The following is a 16,921-nucleotide window of genomic DNA, read 5'->3' as shown; positions in this document are numbered from 1 at the left end:
GTAAACCCTGACATAAGGATTACTGCTGCACGCGAGATGCCTCGGCTGCGCTCGGCATGACGTTCGATGAAATAGCCGCCAGCGCGACTATGCTTTTACCTCCTTAGTCGCCTCGGCCGGGGCTTCGGGCTTGGCAGCTTGGTGTTGGTCAATCAGGCCACAGATTTGGCCGAAGATGCTGTCGATGGGGCCGATGCCGTTGAGGGCGTGGAATTTCTTCTGGGTGGCGTAGTAGCCGGCTACCTGGGCGGTTTCGGTGTTGTACACCGTCACGCGGCGGCGGATTTTGGTTTCGTCCTGGTCGTCGGGGCGGTTGCTGGTCTTGCCGCGCTCCAGCAGGCGCTTCACCAGCTCTTCTTCCTGCACCTCCAGCGCAATCATGCAGCCGATGTGGGTGTTGTGCGAAGCCATGAGTTGGTCGAGGCTTTCGGCCTGGGCCACCGTGCGGGGGAAACCGTCGAAGATAAAGCCGCCCGCCTGAGGGTTATCCTTCAGCGCGCTGCCAATCATGCCAATCACCACTTCGTCGGGCACCAGCAAACCCTCGTCCATCAGCTTCTTGGCACGCAAGCCGAGGTCAGTACCTTGGGCAATCTGGGCGCGCAGCAGGTCGCCGGTGCTCAGGTGCACGAGGTTGTAGTGGGCGATGAGTTTCTGGCTTTGGGTTCCTTTGCCGGCGCCGGGAGGGCCGAACAGCACGATGTTCAACATGTAGAAGAGTTGCGCGAAGGCGAGTGGTGAGGTGGGTCTGGGCAAGTTACTCAATTGATGCCAAAAGCGTTGTTACACGGCTACGTACACGTCGGGCAGGTTGCGGCCTAATCCGTCGTAGTCAAGGCCGTAGCCGACCACAAAGTCGTTGGGAATTTCCAGGGCCACGTAGCGCACGCTAAGCTGGTGGCGCAGGCTGGCCGGCTTGAAAAACAAGGCTGCAATTTCGACTGAGGCCGGGCCTTTGGCCAGCAGCGTGGGCATAAGGTGGTGCATGGTGGTGCCCGTGTCGACGATGTCTTCGACGAGGATGAGGTGGCGGTCTTGCACCTCCTCGCGCAGGCCCAGTATTTCCTGCACCACCCCGGTACTGCCGGTGCCCTCGTAGGAAGCTACGCGGATGAAGACAATTTCACATTCGCCAGCAAAGCGCTTCAGCAAATCGGAGGCAAACATGAAGCCCCCCGTGAGCACCACCACAAACAAAGGCTTGTGCCCGGCATAGTCGGCGCTGAGTTGTCCGGCCAGGCGAGTTACCACCTCATCCAATTGAGCAGCAGAGAAATACGGCCGAAATTCTTTGTTGTGGATGGTGATGTGGGAAGTGCCCATGCAGCGTGGGGGGAGAGGAATGAGGGTACAAAGCTACTGTCTGCACCACGGATTCGCTTGCATTTATCGGATTCCACGGATTTTGTGGACGTTACCGTACGCGCTTCTTCACGACGCTGCTTGTTTGGAGTGCATGTCCGAGGATTGGTTCGCGCATAAAAAAGGCCATTCCGAGAAATGGCCTTTTGGTTTTTACGGTCCATAAAGTCGTGGTGTCCGAATGAATTCGTCCAATTACGAAGGACCGTGCAGCAAAGCGGTGGCTACTTTACTTCGCGCAGCGCCGTGTAAATGACGCGGACAGCGGCAGGAGCCAGTACCTCGGCGTAGCGCACGTGCGGGCGCACGGCGGTTTCAAGGCGTTGGTTGTCCAAGTGCACGGGCGCCATGCCGCGCTCTCCGCCCTTCTCGGCAATGTGGGGGGCAATAACCAGCGACACAATACTCATAAGCTTGATGAGGATGTTCATGCTGGGCCCGGAAGTATCCTTAAAAGGGTCGCCCACGGTGTCGCCGGTTACGGACGCTTTGTGTGCATCGGAGCCTTTGTATTCCATTTTGCCGTTCACCAGCACGCCCTTTTCGAAAGACTTTTTGGCGTTGTCCCAGGCGCCGCCGGCGTTGCTCTGGAACATGGCCATCAGCACGCCGCTCACGGTAACGCCCGCCAGCACGCCCCCCAGCACCTTGGGCCCAAACAGGAAGCCGACGATGATGGGCGTGAGCAGTGCAATGGCCCCCGGCAGAATCATTTCCCGAATAGCGGCCTGGGTCGAAATGGCCACGCATTTCTCATACTCCGGCCGGCCCGTGCCCTCCATAATGCCCGGAATCTCGCGGAACTGCCGGCGCACTTCCTGCACCATGGCCATCGCCGCCCGCCCCACGGCCGAAATCGCCAAGGCCGAGAAAATGAACGGAATCATGGCCCCAACAAACAAGCCCGCCAGCACGTCGGCATTCGAAATATCAATGGTATCGATGTGAGCCGTGCCCATGAAGGCGGCAAACAGCGCCAGCGACGTGAGGGCCGCCGAGGCAATGGCGAAGCCTTTGCCGGTAGCAGCCGTGGTATTGCCCACGGCATCCAGAATGTCGGTACGCTCCCGCACTTCCTTGGGCAGTTCGCTCATTTCGGCAATGCCCCCGGCGTTGTCGGCAATCGGGCCGAAGGCGTCGATGGCCAACTGCATGGCAGTGGTGGCCATCATGCCGGCGGCGGCAATGGCCACGCCGTATAGGCCAGCAGCCTTGAAACTGAGCACAATGCCCGCCGCCAGCACGAGAATGGGCAGCACCGTTGATTCCATGCCCACCGCCAGGCCGCCGATGACGGTGGTGGCGTGGCCGGTGCTGCTTTGCTGCACAATGCTGTTCACCGGGCGCTTGCCCATTGCCGTGTAGTACTCGGTGATGATGCTCATCAAGGTGCCAACCACAAGGCCCACCAGCACCGCGTAGAAAACGTGCAGGGCATCGAAGCTGATGCCCCGAATGGTGAAGGTACCCACCGGCAAAATCCACATAATAAGCCCATAGGAAGCCGCCGCCGATACCAGCACCGAAACGTAGTTGCCCAGATTGAGGGCCGCCTGCACGTTGCCGCCTTCCTTCACCCGCACGCACAGAATGCCGATAAGAGAAGCCAGAATGCCCATGCCGGCAATGGCCATTGGCAGGAAAATGGGCGAGAGGCCGCCAAAGCTGTCGTTGGTCACGGTCACTTCACGGCCCAGCACCATGGTAGCCAGAATAGTAGCCACGTAGGAGCCAAACAAGTCGGCGCCCATGCCGGCTACGTCGCCCACGTTGTCTCCCACGTTATCGGCAATGGTGGCGGGGTTGCGGGGGTCATCTTCGGGAATGCCGGCTTCCACTTTGCCCACCAGGTCGGCGCCTACGTCGGCTGCCTTGGTGTAGATACCACCGCCCACGCGGGCAAACAGGGCAATGCTTTCGGCGCCCAGCGAAAAGCCAGTGAGGACTTCCAGCGCCTTTTCCATTTCCTGCCCGTTGGCTAGGCCACTGGGCACGAACATCTTGTAGAATACGATAAACAACGAGCCCAGGCCCAGCACGGCCAAGCCGGCCACGCCCATGCCCATGACCGAACCGCCCGAAAACGACACGTTGAGGGCACCGCTAAGGCTGGTTTTGGCGGCCTGGGCGGTGCGCACGTTGGCTTTGGTGGCAATTTTCATCCCGATGAAGCCGGCCAGCGCCGAAAACACCGCCCCAATGAGGAAGGCAATGACAATGACCGGACTGGAGTTGCTGCTGGTGCTGCCTAGGTAGAAAAGGAAGGCCCCGGCAATTAAGCCGAACAGGGCCAGCACCTTGTATTCGGCCTGCAGAAAGGCAATGGCCCCATCGGCAATGTAGCCGGCAATGGTGGTCATGCGGGCGTCGCCGGCGTCCTGCTTGGCTACCCAGCCAGCGCGCAACCAGGTGTATAGCAACGCAAAAATGCCCAAGGCAGGCACAGCGTAAAGGTATGGGGTCATAAAAAGTGGGAATGTTTGAAAGAAGTGAGATGGGTTTGCGGGAGCAAATTAGCCGATTAGCGTCATATGCAATACGTTGGGCATTTTTCTTCTGCATCGGCCCGGACAAAATCCGGGTTTCCGCCAACCCCTGCCTGTGGCGCTTCGTTTGGAACTCATCCCGGCGGCGTTAACTTTGGGGCTTATTAAGTTGGCTTTTAGCTGTGATATGAGAGCATTTGTTATCAATTTGGAGCGTTCCATTGCCCGGCGCGCATTTATGCAACAACAGCTTGATGCCCAAGGCATTGATTTTGAATTTATCAAAGCCGTTGATGGGGCTACGCTCAGCGACGAGTACCTAGCGCAGATATGTGACTTTGAGGAGCTAGAAAAGCGGCCGCATATTATGCGCAAAGGCATGTATGGGTGTATCCTAAGCCATTATGGAATTTACCAAAGAATAGTAGCTGAGAATTTTCCTTATGCTTTGATTCTGGAAGACGACATTGTAGTTCAGCCTGGTTTTAAAGCTGTATTAGATGACTTGGAATCTAGAATTCAGCCAAATGAAGCCGTACTGCTCTTCTCGCAAAACAACTTTATGCCTACGGTATTTTCCAAACAGCATGCGGAAAATCTAGCCAACAATCACCTATTAGCTTACCCGATGGAGCCATGGGCTTTGGGTTCAACAGCAGGATACATTATTAGCAAAGCTGCAGCGCAAGGCATGTTGGCGTACATGCTCCCGCTTCATATAGGTCCTGATGCTTGGATAGCCTTTTATCGTGACAAGGCTATTGGCAGTTTGCGGTGCGTAACACCATTTCTTGTAAAACCAGCTGGTTTCACAAGTGATATAGATTACGTAATCAGTGATAACCTATTAGGTAAGACACTCGCGTTAATCAAGAAGTACCGCATTTTTCCATTTAAGCAACTGCTGGATTATCGTCGGAAGCGGGCCCTTGATAAGTCAATTCAGTTTTCCTTTACCTCGGAAGCATCGCCAGTAGCGCTTGCTCAAAAGGCCTGAATTTTTAGCATTAAAACTACAACTCGCTCATCAGCACGCGGTAAAGCGCCAACATGCTGTCGATATCGCGCTTGTCCACCAGTTCGTTGGGCGAGTGCACATGGTCTTCCGGAGCACCTACAAAGCACCAGTCCCAAGGCGCAGCGGCGTGTTGCAGTTCCTTGGCATCGGAGCCACCGCTGCCCTCCACTTCGAGTTGATGGGCAATGCCTGACCGGGCCGCAATGGCCCGAATTCGGTCCACGTAAGCCCGGCGAGGAATAAGCGAATCCCGCAGCGAGATAGCACAGCCCCGACCGGCATGCACGCCCTCTGTCACCCAGGTTATGTCCGAAATCAACGCCTGGTGCACGCCGTACGTTTCGTAGATGAACTTGGCCAGGTAGGCCACTGAGCCCCCGCCGTGTTCTTCCCAGCAGGAAAAGGCAATGACGCCGTGCTCCAGCGTTTCGCACAGGCGCAGGGCGTTCCACACGCCCAAGCGGTTGTCAAGGTAGCAGCTTTGGACGGTGGTCTCGGTTTCGCGAAAATCGCAGTAGAAGGTGAGTTCGGTGCCGCGGTCAATGTCGCGGTGGAACGCGTAGCCAAGTTCCCCGGTTTCCTCGTCAATTGTCAACCTGCAGTCTATTTCACCATGCGAATCCTTTCCTACCAAACGGTAGCCGGCTTCGGCCTGCGGTCCCCCGATACGCACCAGTTGCCGCCCGTAGCGCACGGTGAACCCAATGCTGTCGAGGTGGGCGAAAACCGCCGTTCGCGGCTGCCCAAAAACCAGCAGCACACAGTCTTGAAAGCGGTTATCAGCGACAATCTGGGGCCGGTGGCGCCAAGTGTGTTGGTGTTCGCCAACGTAATCCAGAAGGAACCGCGTGAGCGAAACTTCGTTCCCAGCGGGAGCCGCAATTTGGCAAAGTGAGTGAAGCAATTGCATAGACAAACGGAATTACGGCCAAAGCTAGGCCAAAGTCCGTACTTTAGCAGGCCCGTTTCCCGTACCCGCCCCTTCGTGTTGGACGTGCAGGGGCTTGGCACGGCTTTCTACTTATTTTCTATGCTGCGTTCGCTGTTTGGTATCTGCTTGGGGCTGCTCATGCTACCGTTGCTTGGCAGGGCCCAAACGCCCGATACAATCCGCACCCCACCGCCCATGAAAACGGTGGCGCTCGACACAGTGGGCGTGTTGCCCTCGGCCATCGACACCAAAGGGTGGCTGCTGTTGGACAAAGACATTCAGCTGGAATTGGATGGCGCCGTACACAACATCTATAACTTCAAGTACGACAAGGCGGAAAAGCAGTTCCGCTCGTTGCGGCGGCGGTATCCCAACCACCCCATGGCGTATTTCCTGCTGGGCCTGAGCACGTGGTGGAAGATTATGCCCACCAATTTTCAGACGATGCAGTACGACAAGACCTTTTTCGCGTACATGGATACAGCCGCGACCAAGGCGCAGAAATTATACGACGCGGATAATAACAACTACGAGGCCAGCTTCTTCTTATCTGCTGCCTACGGGTTCGACGCGCGCCTGCACGCCGAGCGTCACGACTGGCGCAAGGCCACAGTCGGGGCCCGCCGTTCACTCAATTTTTTAAAAAAGAGTCAGGAAGCCAATGGCCTAAGTCCTGAATTTCAATTTGGACAAGCCTTGTTCAATTATTACGCGGTGTGGATTCCGGACAATTATCCCCTGCTGAAACCAGTACTCCTGTTTTTTCCAAAGGGTGATAAAAAACTTGGGCTTCAGCAGCTGCGCAGCGTCGCAGCCAACGGTTTTTATACGGCGACCGAGGCCCGTGTTTTCCTCATGCGCATTCTTAAAAACGAGGAGAATAATGCCGAAGAGGCCATGCCTGTGGCCAAGCTACTTGCCACCACTTACCCTGACAACGGCTATTTCCAACGCTTCTATGCCCTGCTGGCCTACGACCAGGGCGAGTTTTCCGACTGTGAGCGGGTAAGCCGCGAAATCTTGGATAAAATAAACAAAGGCATGCCCGGCTACGAAGGCATTAGCGGGCGTTATGCCAGCTACTTTCTGGGATACCTCATGCAAAACCGCTACCGCGATATTGCCAAAGCCAAGGACTATTACCAGCGATGCATTGTATTTGCCGAAAGCACCGGTGACACCGAGCGTGGCTTTTATTTGTTTGCCAATGCAAACCTTGCCCACATGGCGGTAAAGGAGAAAGATATAACAGCAGCAAAACGCTACTATACCGTTTTAGCTGACAAGGCCGACCACAAATCGGAGCAATACAAAGAAGCCAAGGCGTATTTAAAAAAGAATAAATAGCTACTATAATTATGGAGTTAAAGGATTTATATATTACCCCTTTTTACATAATACTTGTCTACGCAATTGCGTACGGCGTGCGCTCATCCGTTACCAACATTTATACTAAGAAGTATTTTATTCCCGCACTTACGGTAAAGCTGGTAGGTGCTATTGTGCTTGGCATTCTTTTTTACACCATTTACGGCGGCGATACCAACACCTATTATGCCCACGCTGGGGTGCTATACAAAGCCTTCGGCGACTCATTCGCCGCAGGCGTGGAATTGGTCTTTTCCAACGGAATTCCTACACCTTCCATTCAAAAATACACTGACCAATTGTCCTGGTATGGTCAGGGCAGTAATGAGTATTTTGTCATTCGAGTGGCCGGGGTATTTGCCTTACTTACCTTCAATACCTATTCCGCTATTGCCGTCTGTTTTGCCGCCACCACATTTACCGGGATGTGGGCAATGTACATGACTTTTGCAAAAATCCGGCCTCAGGTATATAAGGAGCTAGCGACTGCGGTTTTTTTCCTGCCCTCAGTATTTTTTTGGGGTTCGGGGTTGATGAAAGATTCCTTATGTATTGGAGCCTTGGGATGGCTGTTTCATGCGTTTTATCGCGGGGCCATTGAGCGAAAGGATATTTTGCAAAGCATCCTAATGGGTGCTGCCGCAATTGGCGTTATATATGCCATGAAAATTTATATTCTGCTCGCATTTCTACCACCGGCTCTCCTATGGGTATTCAATGAAAGTACGCGCGACATTCGTAGCAGTACCGTGCGCATACTGGTTAAGCCACTGTTCCTAAGTGTTGGAGCAATAGTTGCCGTGTATGCCATGGCGCAGCTTGGTGCGGCTGATGCCCGTTTCAATGTAGACAATGTGGCGGCCCAGAGCAAGCTCACCGCTGAGTACCTACAAGGAGTAAGTAAAAGCGAACAGGGCTCGGGCTACAATATTGGTGAGCAGGACGGCACTCTTGGCGGCATGCTTAAGCTTGCACCGCAGGCTATAGTAGTATCCTTGTTTCGGCCGTTTTTGTGGGAGGCCCGCAACCCCACCATGTTGTTATCAGCGCTCGAGTCTACCTACTTTGTTTGGTTGACGTTCAAGATATTGCGGCGAGTTGGCATTTTCAAAACCATTTCAGCAATTGGCCGGATTCCGGTACTCACACTTTGCTTTGTGTTCAGCCTCATATTTGCCATTTCCGTGGGGGTTTCCAGCGGAAACTTTGGCACTTTGGTGCGCTACAAAATACCACTAATGCCTTTTTATCTGGCGGGGCTTTACATCCTTCAAAGCGTTACCGTAGCCTCTGCTGCCCCGAAAGCGGCGCCGCGCCGCGCCGCGGGGGCCGGTGCCCAACTGGCCCGCGCTTAAGTAAAGCTTAAGTAAATAGGTGCAGAAAGTTGGGGGTGTTGGCGTGTACGGAATAGCGTTGCTCGATGGTGGCACGGGCCGCCTGGCCCAGCGCCTGGCGGTGCGAGGCATTGGTGAGCAACTGCTGCAGGCGCAGACGCCAGTCGGCGGGCTCACGGCATACGTAGCCGTTTACGTCATCCTGCACTACTTCCGTATTCATGCCTACTGGCGATACTAGGGCTGGAATACCCAAAGCCATGTATTGCAAGGCTTTGAAAGCGCATTTACCCTGAGCCCAGGGGTCGTCCTGCAAGGGCATTAGGCCCACGTGGAATGTGAGCAAATCCGCCATTTCGGTTTCCTTGCGCCAAGGCACAAAACGCAAGGAGCGCAGCGGCAAATCGGGGGCTTGATTTGATATAACCCGGAACTCAAACTCAAGCCCATCCTCTTCCAACTGAGCCAATACAGGAATTAGCGGCTCAAGATACTTTAGGGTGGAGTGGGTGCCGGTCCAGCCAATTACCAACGTCCCTGGGGCCAGTTGGTCCCGAACCTGGTTGTGAAGATGTTCGGTATCGATGGTCGTCGGATTGATGACCACGCTGGGGTTAAATTGCCGGGCATAGGCCGCCAAGTATGCATTGCCGCAGCTGTTGCGGTACGCCCACCGGCAAATACTTTCCACTTTGTGGTGGAACTTCAGGCCAGCGGCCACGCGGTTGGCTTCCGAAGTATTGGGAATCCAAATGGCGTCGTCAAAATCGTAAATGACGCGTTTGCGCAGCACTTTGGTCAGCAGCCATTCGACCACGGGCGGGCCCAATGGTGCAGCTTCGCGGTGCACGAACACAAAATCGTATCTTGTAGCAGCCAATACGTGCCCCAAACGACGTCCGAATCCTTTCAAAATGCCCCAGGCCTTCGCCAGGGCGTGGCCGGGCTTGTAAAGAATGGCCCAAGTCGCATCGTCCAGAAACGACACCAATCGGTACTGATGGCCGTTGGCCTCGAGTATGGACAAGTACTGTTCGAACCGAAACCGCTGTGATGGGGCTTTGCCGGGAGGATAAGGGACTAAAAATAAAATGCGCACCGGGATATTACTTATTAAACAACCTACTGACTTACAGTCATCGTCTTAAAACACGGGAAGCTAATGCTTGTACACCTTGAGTTAAAAAGCCCAAAGTTGGCAACAGCCGGGAGTCAAAATTAAGGCCGTTCGCTTGAAAGCAGCCTTGCGAGTGTTCAATTACGGTTACTTCAGGTAAAGCGGGTGCGAAACTGCTTCAGCGGCAAGGCACTTTCGTTATTGGCATGGCGCAGTTGCGTGAGGCGGAGCAAGCCGGTCCCGCATACCACAACTGGCAACTGGTCCTTCAGAAACAGGACTTTGCCAGCCGTACGATTTTCAATGCGCACATCGGGCTCCACCTCGGCATCAAACACCCGAATTAATGCTCCGTTGGCTTGGGCAGATGCGCCCTGATAGGGCGGCCCCAGTGCATCAATGAAACGTTTGATGGTGTGGCAATCAGCCTGCCAGTTGATGCGGTAGTCCTGTTCGTCGCGCCAAAGGCTGTAGGTGGCAAATTCCTCCTGCTGAGGCTCGCCCGAAGGCAGACTACCGCTGGCCACTGCGGACATAACACTGTTAATTAGCTCCTTATAGCATTCAATGGCTAAGCTAATGGCTTGCGCAATTTTCAATGGATAGGAAACCGGCCGCACAGCCTGCTGGATAATGGGGCCGCGGTCGTATTCACCACTGGCCCACAAGGCCGTGACGCCCAATTGATTTTCCCCGTTAATGAGGGCACTCACCAGGGGAGCGAACCCCCGGTAACGTGGCAGAATACTATCGTGCAGCACGATAAGCTGGTCTATTTCCCGAATTAGCCAACGCCACGAAATGGCCAGTGCATACGTTGAAGTAACGCTGTAAGGCTCGGTACGCGAAGCAAATGGAATGCCCGAAGCCTGACAAAGATTCTTAATCTCCTCAAAATAGTCGTGGGTGAGATGCGGGTCTTGGGCGCCAATAACCTGGTCGATAAGGGATGCGTCCAATTGCTCGATGATGTGCCGTAGCACGGTGTAGCCTTTTTCGGTCATCAGAAAAAGGGTGACTTTGGCAGGCGACGCGGCAGGTGGCATGAGCAGACAATGGGAGGCAGTACGACGCTGGTTGGCTTACTTGCTGACTTCGTCAACAAGGTAGAGGGGGCGGTTTTTCACCTGCTCAAACGTTTTGCCCAAGTAGAGCCCCACCATCCCCAGTACCGACAGAACCAAGCCCGAGAAAAACCAGATGGATAAAATGAGGCTGGTGTAGCCGAGCACAACAATCTGACCGTTGAGGAAGCGGAATAGCATGACCAATATCATGACGAATGTGGTGCCGGACACCACCAGCCCTAACTTGACAGTAAGGCGCAGGGGCTTGTCGGAATAGGCCAGAATGATGTCGAGCGCCAGATTGCTCATGCGGCTGAAGCTGTAGGAGGAGCTGCCGCCCCCCCGGCTGGCGTGGGCCACCGGCACATCGAGCCGTCGAAACCCCACCCACCGCACCATGAGGGGGAAGTAGGAAGCGCTTTCACGCATGGCCAGCACGGCCGCAATCACCTTGCGGTGGTAGACGCCAAAATTGGCAATGGCGGGGTCTTGCGCGGTGCCGGTGAGGTAGGACAGCAGCCAATAAAATAACGCCGAGTAATACCGCCGAACCCAGGAATCCTGCCGTTCGACGCGACGGGCCAGCACCAGGTCGAAGCCGGTTTGGGCCTGGGCCAGGAGTTGGGGAATTTCCTCGGGCTGGTCCTGCAAATCGCAGTCCATCACCACTATCCATTCGCCCTGGCACTGTTCCAAGCCGGCAAGGATGGCGCGGTGCTGCCCAAAGTTGCGGCTGAGCCGCAGGCCGCGCACGCGCGGGTCGCGCGTCGCCTGGGCCTGAATCTGCTGCCAGGAATCGTCGGGGCTGCGGTCGTCGACCAGGATGATTTCAAACTGCGGCGAGATGGGTTCCAATGCCTTCACCAAGCGCCGCACCAGTTCCTCCACCGTGGCATCGGCCCGGTACACGGGGCTCACAATCGAAAGAAAAATGGTAGACTTGGATGTCATCAGTATGTTCGGCTCAGCTTTGGCGGTTTAGTTAGCAGTGCTAGAGGCAAGCGCACCGGGCCGCCAGTTTCGCACTTGCGCCAGCCCTCGGCCCAGCCACAGCGCAGCCGGTAGAATAAGCAATGCATCGGCCTGCAGCAAGTAGCGCATTTCAAGCCCCCGGTAAAAGAAGCAAATGTAAACGTACTGAAACCCGCTCACCGCCAGCACCAACCACAACGCGGGGTAGCGGCGCAAGCTGGCAAACAGGCCCACCCATCCGAGCAACAACAAAGCCGTGCGATACCCAAAAATCAGTCCTAACAAGCCCGCCGACCGTGGCGGTGCGTGCGGGTACAATGCCTGCGGCGGCACCAGCCGGGACTTGAAGAAGGCCTTTCGCAAATTTTGCACCGGCACATCGAACCAGTACCGCCACGGATGCTCGGCCGCAAACTGCTGGCGCAACTGCTGAAAACCCGTACTAATGGCGGCATTGCAGTTGTCGGTGCGGTAGCGCCGGTACACCGAATCGGCGGGTTGAGACCCGCGCACCGCGTAGAACCCCGAGCCGCAGTGGCGTGCCAGCAATACCAGCGTTTGCGCCTGCGCCGCTTCGGCAGGCGTGCTGCATGCGGACTCCGGAAAATGAACAGGCCCTTGGCCAATCAATACCGAATCGAGCCAGGGGTTTTCGTTGGCATCCCAGCAATGCACCCATTTATAGAACTCGTCCACATCGGGGGTTTGGTTGATGTAGCCCGCCGCCTGGGGCTTTAGCAGCATCAGGCGGTGAGCCAAGACATAGTTGCGCACGGGCCACCCAATGTACAGCACCCCGAATCCGGCAGCCACCAGCGCCGCGTGGCGCCAGGCCAAGGGCCACCCCTGGGGCATCGCCTTCACTACCACCCATAGCAAGGTGATGGGCAGCAAACTTCCCATGTATTCGCGGACGAATAAATTAGCCGCCACGAGTACTCCCGTACCCAATGAATAAGCCAACGTAGGCCGCCAGCCCAACAGTAGGTAAAACCAAAGCAATGTTAAATCTGTACTTAGACTTTCTGTGCCGATGACGGGTACCCACACCATAACAAACGGATAGGTAGCGTACAGAAATGCCCCTAGGTACGGCGCCCAACGCACGGCTGGCGCCATTCGGCTCAAAATACCAAACACCAACCAGATAGCGGCTGTATCGAGCAATAACTGGCTCCAGGCAGTGGCGACAGGCGCCAGCGCAGCCCCAAATACCAGGCGATGGACGCCATAAAAAAACGGATACCCCGGCAAGCGTCCAAATGAGGCTTCGGGCACTTGTAAATCAAAAGTATAGCGGCCGACACGCCACAGGTTTTCGAAAGATTGGGTGTACGAGCTAGAGTCGCCGTTGAGGCAGAACAAGTCGGGGCTGTGATAATACGCGGCCACCCCCACCACCATGAACAGGACCCGTGCGCCCAGCCCCAATAAGATGATTGCAAGCAACAGGCGCGGCAGCACACGCAAAGAAGACGCTTGCATACGGCGCTGCATTAGGCCCGCGCCAGCACCCGACCATAGCAGGCTGCCAGCTGATGGAAGGTGTGCGCCGGGGCAAATTTTTGCCGCACAAATGCCCGACTGGCTACCGAGAACTGTTGGCGCAGCTCTGCACTGTTGGCCAGCGTGTGCATGGCTTCGGCCATGGCGGGCACGTCGCGGTTGGGCACCAGCAGCCCTGACCGACCGGATTCGAACAGTTCGGCCGGGCCGCCGCAATCGGTGGCAATCAGCGGCACGCCGTAGTACAGGGCATCGAGGCAGGTGAGGGAGAAGGATTCGGCCTCGGAGAAATTCAGGGCAATGTCGAAGGATTTCATCAGGGCCTCGGTATCGGCGGCGAAACCGTCGAACTGCACCGCTGCCGTGAGGCCTAATGCTTGCGTGCGCGCCTCCAGCTCGGCCCGAAACTCCTGGTTCTTCACCATGCCCATGTCGCCGCCCACAAAATGCAAGCGCAGCTTGGGGTTGCGGGCATACGCCAACGCAAATGCGTCCAGCGCAAAGTTCTGGCCCTTGCCCCGGATGTAGTTGCTCAGGTACAAAAACCGGATGGGACGCTCTGGGGCAGTTACTTCCAGTGCGAAAGGTACGAGGCGCTCGCCGCGCGCCGGCAGCGGGTCGTACACGGTGCGTACGGTGGGATGGCCGGGCGCGAAGTACGCCCGCACGGCCTCCGACACGCAGAGTACCTGCTGGGCCGCGTGCTCGGCCAGCCAACGCCACGGCCGGGCAAACAACTGCGGCAGCACCTGCGGCAAAAACCGCACGTGCGTGAGGACCGGCAGGCGGCCCAGGCTCAGCCAGCGCGCCACGTAGCCGGTTAGGTTATAAAAATCGTTGAGGTGCACGGCGACAGCCCGCTCGCGCCGCACCAGCTTCAGCAAACGCCAGCCGTTGAGCAGCAGCATGGGGAAATAGCGCAGCAAATCGGCGGGCCGGCGGCTGATTTCCACAAAAGGCAGTTCGTGCACGCGGTAGCCGTCGGCGGCGAGTACGGCGCTGCCAGCACTGCCGGTGGGCAGCACGTAGGCAAAATCGTATTGGTCGCGCAGCGGGCTGGTGGCGTGGCGCAGGGCATTGAGCGCCCCGGTCACGGCCCGGGAATTATCCACTAGCAGAATCAGCGGCCGGGACTTCACGCCAGAATTAGCAGCAGGCAATGGGCTCATGCGTTAGCGGGGCGTTCCGATAACAACCCATCAATCAGCTCTTTCCACTGCCCAAAAATGCGCCGGTGCGTAAAGTCGTTGGAGCGCAGGCGGGCAGCCTGGCCCAGGCGCTCGCGGGCCGGTGCGTCATTGAGTAGTTGCACGAGGGTATCGGTCCAGCAAGCCATGTCGGCGGCCAGGCTGGCGGGTTCCGTGAGCATGGGCATCAGGACACCAAACTCGGCCCATTCGGCGTGGCGCAGGGGCGTAGTTGGCGCCTCGACCGTCGGGGCCAGCATCTCGCGCGGGCCCGTGGGGCAGTCGGTCGATACCACCGGAATGCCGCAGGTCATGGCCTCGCCCAATGCCAGCGGAAACCCTTCCCAGGCCGAGGGAAACACAAACGCCGTGGCCGGCCGAATGTATTTGAACGGATTTTCCTGAAGCCCCACGAAGTACACGTCGTAGTCCGGCGTCAGCACATCGGTCGAATTCATGGCGTTGTACACCCGCAGCTTCAGGGCGCGGGCGTGGGCCAGCAAGTCCTCGCGCAGTTCCCCGTCGCCAATGAATACCAGCTTCGCCGGCTGCCGCTTCAGCAGGGCAGCAACCACATCGAGCAAGGGCGCTTGGTTTTTCTGAATGGCCAACCGGCCCGACGTCACCAGCACGGGCCCGGCCGCGTACACGGCCTGCGTGGCGGCATCGAGCGGCTCCTGGCTCAGTTTGCGCACGTGCTCGACTTCAAACGAGTTGTTGATGGCCGAGAGCTTGTGCCGGGGCACGCCAAACACGGCCGTCATTTCCGGAATAATGTCCCGGCTCACCGTCACCATTTTGTCGGCGCGCTGGTAAAGCCAGGGCATGAGCACCGACTTGCGCAGCCAGCCCATGGCCCCGCTGATGTTGCGGTCGTGCACCTTCGAGCCCTGAATAAGCACCACCGCTTTTTCGCGGCCCTTGCTCAGCAGGTTGATGTAGTCGGCGCCTTCCAAGTGGCTCACCGCCACGTCACAGTTCAACTCTTTTTTCAACTCCCGCAACCGGCTCACGCGCCGCCAGAAATTCTGCACCTTGGCTACCGGGCCGCCGCCGCCCGGCACGTCTAGGTTGCGCACTGCGTTGCCACTGGGGTACATGTCGGGCAAGTCATCGTTAAAAATAACTTCCGTCACCTGATAATAATTGCTCAACTCCACGCTGTGGTCGTGAAACGCCCGCTGGGCACCGCCCATGCCGCGGTTGGGAATAATCATGAGCAGGCGCGGCCGGGAATCGGTTGCAGTCATAGTGGGGTTTATGGAGGACATTCAGGGCAGCCCGCGCTTAGGCTACCTGCGTAAAAATAGCTTCGTAAGCGGCCACGCACCGCTCCATCCGGAATTTATCGAAGCAGGCCGCGGCCCGGACTTTGTGCACGGCCAGCAGTTGCGGGTCGGTGAGGTAGGCGCGCATGGCGGCCGTAAGTGCCGCGGGGTTGGTGAGGCGGTGGCCGTCCTGCTCCACCAGCACACCGGCCAGGCCCTCGCCCGGCACGTCCAGCATTTGCGGGATTTCGCCAATGCGCGTGGCGATGACCGGCGCCCCGCAGAACAGGTACTCGGCAATGGAATTGGGCAGGCTTTCCGAAGCAAAATAGCTGGGCAGCAAGCCCACATCAAACAGCCGTCCCCAATCAATCGGGTTCTTCGCAAAGCCCACGAAGTGGATGCGCGGGTTCTTGTTGGCCGCGGCCAGCCCACTGAGGTAGTCGCTGCTGCCCACTAATAGCAAATGGCTGTTGGCAAACTCCTTGCTCAATGCCTCAAACGAATCGATGGCGTATTGCCACCCTTTTTCGGGAATGCCGCGGGCCACCATGCCAAACACGATGTCTTTTTCTTCGATGCCCAACTGTGCACGGGTCGGGAGTTGGTCAGGGGCCGAGAAATGCCCATCGAACCCATTGTAAATCTGGGCGTGCAAAATATCCTCAAAGGGCCGCACGCCCGGCACGGTAAATATTTCCAGGTTTTTCTGAGTCAGGTACACCACGGCCGCCGCCTTCTGCAATGCCTCCCGCGACTTCACGGTCACTTCCGGCTGCTCGGGCTTGTGCAGGAAGTCTTCGTAGCACCCGTGCATGGTAATCACCAGCGGCACCTGCGGCTGCGCGGCCGCACCAGCCTCCGCCGCCACAATGTCCGACTTAATCATGTGCGAGTTCACCACGTCTACCTGCAGCTTTTCCAGCAACTGGCGCAGGTGCCGCTCCACCAGCCGTTCCCGCAGCGGAAAGCCCTTGCCCAAGCGGCGCATCAATCCCTGCATTTTCCGGCTCACCCAGTCGAGGCCCGGCACGCCGGCCCCGTTGAAAGAAAGCACGGGCACGCCCGGCGCCACCTGCTTCACCAGTTCGTGGTTGACGTAGCTGGGGTAATGGCTATAAAGCCACACCCGGTGGCCCCGTTCGTGCAAGGCCTGCGCCAGCCGCATGCCAAATACCTGGGCGCCGCCGGTTCGTAGGTCTTCAATGGAAAGCAGTATTTTCATCGGTAATTAACGCTCAATAATAACTTTAGCAAACCATACAACTTGGCTTAACCGCGGCAAGAAGCCAAGTCGTCGAAGCA

General features: G+C 57.0%; 14 protein-coding genes. 3 read left to right on the top strand and 11 right to left on the bottom strand.

The genetic code is table 11. The annotated features are described in order from the left end of the window. Positions 1–87: 87 nt before the first annotated feature. The 3 genes from JKL48_RS19585 to JKL48_RS19575 all read right to left on the bottom strand — a co-directional run bounded on the left by JKL48_RS19585 (position 88) and on the right by JKL48_RS19575 (position 3,827). On the bottom strand, positions 88–711 hold the full coding sequence (locus JKL48_RS19585) for an adenylate kinase (protein ID WP_201986522.1): 624 nt from the start codon (positions 709–711) through the stop codon (positions 88–90). Between the two features lie 72 nt (positions 712–783). Then, positions 784–1,323 carry a phosphoribosyltransferase gene (locus tag JKL48_RS19580; RefSeq protein WP_201986420.1) on the bottom strand — a complete coding sequence of 180 codons (540 nt, stop codon included), beginning with the start codon at positions 1,321–1,323 and terminating at the stop codon, positions 784–786. Positions 1,324–1,586: 263 nt separating this feature from the next. Beyond that, positions 1,587–3,827, bottom strand: coding sequence for a sodium-translocating pyrophosphatase (locus JKL48_RS19575; protein WP_201986418.1), 2,241 nt, complete (start codon positions 3,825–3,827; stop codon positions 1,587–1,589). A 76-nt stretch (positions 3,828–3,903) separates the two neighbouring features. Between JKL48_RS19575 and JKL48_RS19570 the strand changes: the two genes are divergently transcribed. Then, positions 3,904–4,845: a glycosyltransferase family 25 protein gene (locus JKL48_RS19570; RefSeq protein ID WP_201986415.1), complete on the top strand. Its 942-nt coding sequence runs from the start codon at positions 3,904–3,906 to the stop codon at positions 4,843–4,845. Positions 4,846–4,861: 16 nt separating this feature from the next. Here JKL48_RS19570 and JKL48_RS19565 read toward each other — a convergent pair whose 3' ends face one another. After that, entirely contained in the window at positions 4,862–5,776 is a 915-nt protein-coding gene (locus JKL48_RS19565) for a M20/M25/M40 family metallo-hydrolase (RefSeq protein WP_201986414.1), read from the bottom strand. 120 nt (positions 5,777–5,896) lie between these two features. Between JKL48_RS19565 and JKL48_RS19560 the strand changes: the two genes are divergently transcribed. Together JKL48_RS19560 and JKL48_RS19555 are read left to right on the top strand one after the other, a co-directional pair. Next, a complete protein-coding gene (locus tag JKL48_RS19560; protein WP_201986412.1) occupies positions 5,897–7,144 on the top strand; it encodes a tetratricopeptide repeat protein in 1,248 nt (415 codons plus the stop codon). A gap of 11 nt (positions 7,145–7,155) precedes the next feature. Further along, positions 7,156–8,520 (top strand): hypothetical protein, encoded by a 1,365-nt coding sequence (locus JKL48_RS19555; protein ID WP_201986410.1) that lies wholly within the window; start codon positions 7,156–7,158, stop codon positions 8,518–8,520. Between the two features lie 7 nt (positions 8,521–8,527). Here JKL48_RS19555 and JKL48_RS19550 read toward each other — a convergent pair whose 3' ends face one another. From JKL48_RS19550 to JKL48_RS19520, 7 genes are all read right to left on the bottom strand, one after another. After that, the gene (locus tag JKL48_RS19550) at positions 8,528–9,526 is read right to left on the bottom strand and encodes a glycosyltransferase family 4 protein (RefSeq protein ID WP_236668928.1); all 999 of its coding nucleotides are present in this window, start codon (positions 9,524–9,526) and stop codon (positions 8,528–8,530) included. Positions 9,527–9,768: 242 nt separating this feature from the next. After that, on the bottom strand, positions 9,769–10,662 hold the full coding sequence (locus tag JKL48_RS19545) for a formyltransferase family protein (protein ID WP_201986406.1): 894 nt from the start codon (positions 10,660–10,662) through the stop codon (positions 9,769–9,771). Positions 10,663–10,698: 36 nt separating this feature from the next. Beyond that, positions 10,699–11,634, bottom strand: a complete 936-nt coding sequence (locus JKL48_RS19540; protein WP_201986404.1) for a glycosyltransferase family 2 protein — start codon at positions 11,632–11,634, stop codon at positions 10,699–10,701. A gap of 27 nt (positions 11,635–11,661) precedes the next feature. Next, positions 11,662–13,140 (bottom strand): hypothetical protein, encoded by a 1,479-nt coding sequence (locus tag JKL48_RS19535; RefSeq protein ID WP_201986402.1) that lies wholly within the window; start codon positions 13,138–13,140, stop codon positions 11,662–11,664. An 11-nt stretch (positions 13,141–13,151) separates the two neighbouring features. Beyond that, a complete protein-coding gene (locus JKL48_RS19530) occupies positions 13,152–14,330 on the bottom strand; it encodes a glycosyltransferase family 4 protein (RefSeq protein ID WP_201986400.1) in 1,179 nt (392 codons plus the stop codon). After that, positions 14,327–15,598, bottom strand: coding sequence for a glycosyltransferase (locus tag JKL48_RS19525; RefSeq protein ID WP_201986398.1), 1,272 nt, complete (start codon positions 15,596–15,598; stop codon positions 14,327–14,329). Before JKL48_RS19525 ends, JKL48_RS19530 begins: the two co-directional genes overlap by 4 nt. A gap of 37 nt (positions 15,599–15,635) precedes the next feature. Further along, positions 15,636–16,841: a glycosyltransferase family 4 protein gene (locus JKL48_RS19520; protein WP_201986396.1), complete on the bottom strand. Its 1,206-nt coding sequence runs from the start codon at positions 16,839–16,841 to the stop codon at positions 15,636–15,638. Positions 16,842–16,921 lie beyond the last annotated feature (80 nt).

Source organism: Hymenobacter rubidus, from assembly GCF_016734815.1.
GTDB lineage: Bacteria > Bacteroidota > Bacteroidia > Cytophagales > Hymenobacteraceae > Hymenobacter > Hymenobacter rubidus.
This window is presented reverse-complemented; position numbering and strand designations above follow the sequence as displayed.